This is a genomic window from Anabaena sp. 54, from assembly GCF_017355725.1.
Taxonomy (GTDB): domain Bacteria; phylum Cyanobacteriota; class Cyanobacteriia; order Cyanobacteriales; family Nostocaceae; genus Dolichospermum; species Dolichospermum heterosporum.
Genome location: NZ_JAAVWA010000066.1, coordinates 1 through 4,248 on the forward strand (window position 1 = coordinate 1; position 4,248 = coordinate 4,248).

Consider the following 4,248-nt stretch of genomic DNA (forward strand, 5'->3'; position numbering starts at 1 on the left):
TTGAATCTTCAAGGAAAAATCATCAATACTTTTCCACTTAGTGGGTTAGTGACCAGTATTGCTTTTAGTCCTAATGGACAAGTAATTGCTATAGCTAGTGATGATAAAACAGTAAATATGTGGGAATTTGTTGATAAATAACCTGAATTTATACTTAAAATGTATTTCTCCCAACCGGGGGAGGTCAAATTTCAACCCTCAACCCCTTGACACAAAATACCTAAAATCTTGTTTAACTCCTTAATATAATAATTATTCAAATCAATAAATATATCAGTCCCTTCCAACTTCAAGAACTTCCAAATATCTCCTGTTGTCACCGCACCATAAATAGTTTTAATTTCATTACCTTCCTGTTCATTAAACAACTGTGCTGCTAACATTGCTGCCGCACATTGACCCAAACCACCTTTAATATTTTCATTTTTAGCTTCTACAATAATTAGTACAGGAGCATTAATTGTTAACTGTTCCCTAGAACGACTGATAACAAAATCACAATAACCATTTAAACCTCTCTCAACATCAACATTAAAATCTGTACCAGAAAATAAACTAATTTGATAATTAGCTTTACGTCTAACTTCTAATAAAATTGGCGTAATAATCATTTCTGAGCGTGCTTTCTCCGTATTTATTGCTAACGCGAGTTCCGTAGTTTCTTCTAAAGTGTTAGTTAACTTTTCACTGATTTCTATAGGTTCTACAGCCGCAAATAAATCAGCTTCTTCATCAATTGTAATGTTAAAATTTTTCTTAAACTTAGTTAAGCTAAAATCACTATAAGCCATTGTTTTTACCTAATTATTTTCAACAGGTTATCTAAAATTTAAAATCTCTTTAATTATAGCAGTATACTTTTCAGGAATAGGTGTATCTTTACCCTTAGTCTCAATATCCCTGACCCAGCTTTGACTCATCCCTACAGCATTAGCAAAGTCTCTTTGACTTATTTTTTTAGCTGTTCTCATTTCTTTAACCAGACTGCCATTTATTTCCTTGATAACAGGTATATCCCCAGGGCAAACGCACCTAAATTCTGTAATCCAATTTATATGATCCTTTGAAAGAAGTAGTCAAATATTTAGGTGATAACTCAGAAGAATTGACAAGACAAGCAAATAATTAATATTAACTTTAGGTATTTCAGGAGGTGGTATCCTCTGGTTTAAACGTTGGAGTCAACAACTTAAAACTGAAGCTGACCGTTGGATTTAGTCAAAAAAGATCCCCGACTTCTCTAAGAAGTCGGGGATCTGAAGGATGTGAATAACCTACGAAAATGGGTTAATTAATGGGGAATTTAGCTAATAATTCCTCACGGGACAACTGAGATAAGTTGAGTAATAAATCAGTTCTTTCTGTGAGAGAAAGTTCCATAATAGGAGTAACAACAGCTAATAATTGCTCATCTAAATTACCAAAACGTGCTGTTAGTAAACTTCCTACTATTAACCGCAATTCCTCTTGTCTACCCGTTTGTAGTCCCGTTTGTATTCCTTCTTCTCGCCATTCCTCGCGTTGTTTGAGATATGCTGGTGATAAAGTCATAATCAACTCCCTATCTTCATCGTTGATATTAGTGTTAATCTCTATATTTTTACGCCAAGATGCTAAAATTTCCAGTAGATAATTACGCTGGTTTTCTGTGGAAACTGTGATTAGTTCTTGTACTGCTTGTTTTTGGGTTTCCCCATTACCTAACACCCTTAACCATAGTGTATCCTGATTTTTGGGTAATTGGTTAATTGCTACAATTGCGGTTTTCTGCGATTCTCCTAGAAAATAAACTCCTGTTTCCCAATCATCTTTGAGTGTAGCTCTAAATCCATCTAATTTATTTTTTGAGCAAGTTGGTGTTAAAATCCATAAAACAGGGAACTCGTTTTCCATGAGCCGACGATCTTCTCTTTTTGCTTGTCGAAACAATTCTTCATGAAGGCTGTATAATTTTGACATACAACTTCTAATTGTCATTTCATTGGGAGGATTACGAAAAGGTTCAAATAGACAGCTTGTAACTGCCATTTTTGCTAATAATCCTAAATCGGAAGTTACAGGTTTTGATTGATTGGGAACAAACCAAATATCTATTTCTCTAACTTCGCTTTTTACATCTTTACCAATATCTACTTGACCTAAAGGTTTTAATAATTCCTCTAGATATTCTTTCGCAAATTGGTCATGGGCTTCTCTCGTCATACAAAATCCATAATTAATAATAGTGTTTTCATGATGTCTGAATATACTTTAGTTCTAAGAATACCACAAGCAGGAAATAAAGAAATTAGCTATTCTATTAATTTGAGTTTACCTGTGGAAGCAGAACTTTATGAAGATGTTTTTAGTGTGGCTGTAGAAAAATATGGTTTAACAGAAGCAGATGCTGAAAGATTAGCAGAACAAGCTCAAGGAATGCCTTTGCAAGCGGTAATTCAAACTGCTAAATTATCAACATCTCGGAATTTATGGACAGATCCAGAATCTGCGGGACAATTATTATTAGAAGCGAAAAAACTGGAACTTAGAAAAACTGGAGTTTTAGAATATTATGCCACCTCTGGTCAAGGTTTGAGGGATGTGGGAGGATTAACTAAAGTTAAAGAATGGATATGTAGCCGTGAGTGTTGGTTTGCTCAAGATGGACAACCAGAATTACGTCCTCGTGCTATTTTACTAGAAGGTTTCCCTGGTTGTGGAAAAACTTTTATTGCTGTCTATTTTTGTTTGTAATTTTGTCTAAATCTCCAAATCTTTAATTATCAATTTTTGATTCCTATCCATTGGGTAACAGGGGACATTGCTTTCCAACCCAGAAATTTACCAATCGGTTCTGCCCGTTGAATAGCAATGCGGGTAAAGTTTCCGCCCACTTTTTCATACCATTGATATAATCTTTGTTCACCTTCTAAAGTAACAACATTAACTACCATTCTGCCCCCAGGCACTAACACATTCCAGCAATTTTCTAATATTTCTGGTGCTGTGACACCACCACCGATAAAAATAGCGTTTGGTGTGGGTAAATTTGGGATAACTTCTAAAGCTTTACCTGCCATAATTTGTAAATTTGGCGTTCCCAAAGCAGTCGCATTATCAGCTATATAATTTAGTCTAGTGGAATTTTGTTCAATAGCGATCGCTCGACATCTTTTATCACTTCGCAGCCATTCTATAGAAATAGAACCACAACCAGCCCCCACATCCCACAGCAACTCGCCCGGTAAAGGTGCTAAACTTGATAATGTCACCGCCCGGACTTCCCTTTTCGTCAATTGTCCATCATGATGAAAAGCATCATCAGGTAAGCCGGGAAATCTCGATAAACCAACTATTCCCCTATCAGCAACACATTCCACCGCAATAGTATTTAAAGAAGCGATATTTCCTTCTTGCCAATTAGCAGCGATATCTGTTATGATGTCCTCATTAACATTGCCCATTTTTTCTAAAACGGTAATTTGACTATTACCATAACCGCGACTTATCAAAATTTCCGCCACAATAGCTGGAGTATGTTTTCCCTCACTCAGAATTAATAATTTTGCACCGGGATAAATGTAAGATTGCAGTAAAGAAACCGGACGACCACATAAACTTAAAGTTTCCACCTCCGTTAATGACCATCCTAGTCGAGAACAAGCCAGACTAAAAGCCGAAGGTGCAGGAATAATTGTAATTTCAGAAATAGGAATATCTTTAAGAATAGTTGCACCCACACCATAACATAGAGGGTCGCCACTAGCTAAAATACAAACTGCTTCACCACGACGACTGATAATTTCAGTTATGGAAATTGGAAAAGGTGATTTCCAGGGAATTTTTTGGCTGTTGTCGTCAGCGGGTAACATGGAAAGATGACGTTCTCCACCAAAGATAATTTTAGCTTTGTCTAAGCAAGAAAGAGCTATGGGACTTAACCCTGCTACACCATCCTCACCGATACCGATAATTGATAACCATTTTTTCATCTAAACCTCCAGGAGACCCCCACCAAAACTGTACTCAGTTTGGTGATGGGAGGAATGGAGGGTTAACTGTGAAACGTCCCTTGAGTAATTTTGTGCGCCAGCACAAACAACGAAAGGGACACTTGAGGAATTAACAAATCTTTGATTTTCCATATTCGTAACTGTCTTTGTGAATTGATTTACTGGATTAATTAGGAAAGAGTGGTCTTTTTTCAGTGTCTAAAACAAATACTTTGGACATAATATTTTGCTCCGAAGAGCCTCCCATTTCTGGGGT

The 4,248-nt window shown here is 36.3% G+C and carries 6 protein-coding genes; 2 read left to right on the forward strand and 4 right to left on the reverse strand.

Translation table 11 applies throughout. The features are described from left to right. On the forward strand, positions 1 to 141 hold the full coding sequence (locus HEQ36_RS25825) for a hypothetical protein (RefSeq protein ID WP_367272423.1): 141 nt from the start codon (positions 1 to 3) through the stop codon (positions 139 to 141). A 50-nt stretch (positions 142 to 191) separates the two neighbouring features. On the opposite strand, the gene HEQ36_RS25830 is transcribed toward HEQ36_RS25825, so the two are convergent. The 3 genes from HEQ36_RS25830 to HEQ36_RS25840 form a co-directional block, all read right to left on the reverse strand. Continuing rightward, on the reverse strand, positions 192 to 791 hold the full coding sequence (locus tag HEQ36_RS25830) for a hypothetical protein (RefSeq protein ID WP_168636699.1): 600 nt from the start codon (positions 789 to 791) through the stop codon (positions 192 to 194). A 27-nt stretch (positions 792 to 818) separates the two neighbouring features. Further along, positions 819 to 1,055 carry a helix-turn-helix transcriptional regulator gene (locus HEQ36_RS25835; RefSeq protein ID WP_325064626.1) on the reverse strand — a complete coding sequence of 79 codons (237 nt, stop codon included), beginning with the start codon at positions 1,053 to 1,055 and terminating at the stop codon, positions 819 to 821. 232 nt (positions 1,056 to 1,287) lie between these two features. Next, positions 1,288 to 2,202: a hypothetical protein gene (locus HEQ36_RS25840; RefSeq protein ID WP_168636700.1), complete on the reverse strand. Its 915-nt coding sequence runs from the start codon at positions 2,200 to 2,202 to the stop codon at positions 1,288 to 1,290. Between the two features lie 30 nt (positions 2,203 to 2,232). On the opposite strand from HEQ36_RS25840, the gene HEQ36_RS25845 reads away from it, so the two are divergent. Then, the gene (locus tag HEQ36_RS25845; protein ID WP_205748594.1) at positions 2,233 to 2,733 is read left to right on the forward strand and encodes a hypothetical protein; all 501 of its coding nucleotides are present in this window, start codon (positions 2,233 to 2,235) and stop codon (positions 2,731 to 2,733) included. A gap of 29 nt (positions 2,734 to 2,762) precedes the next feature. On the opposite strand, the gene cbiE is transcribed toward HEQ36_RS25845, so the two are convergent. Next, positions 2,763 to 3,971, reverse strand: a complete 1,209-nt coding sequence (gene cbiE / locus HEQ36_RS25850) for a precorrin-6y C5,15-methyltransferase (decarboxylating) subunit CbiE (RefSeq protein ID WP_168636702.1) — start codon at positions 3,969 to 3,971, stop codon at positions 2,763 to 2,765. Positions 3,972 to 4,248: the final 277 nt, after the last annotated feature.

What these genes read in the sequence shown, in the direction of transcription:
- HEQ36_RS25830 (WP_168636699.1), bottom strand. Translation starts at nt 791, where the DNA reads ATGGCTTATAGTGATTTTAGCTTAACTAAGTTTAAGAAAAATTTTAAC.
- HEQ36_RS25840 (WP_168636700.1), bottom strand. Translation starts at nt 2,202, where the DNA reads ATGACGAGAGAAGCCCATGACCAATTTGCGAAAGAATATCTAGAGGAA.
- HEQ36_RS25845 (WP_205748594.1), top strand. Translation starts at nt 2,233, where the DNA reads ATGATGTCTGAATATACTTTAGTTCTAAGAATACCACAAGCAGGAAAT.
- cbiE (WP_168636702.1), bottom strand. Translation starts at nt 3,971, where the DNA reads ATGAAAAAATGGTTATCAATTATCGGTATCGGTGAGGATGGTGTAGCA.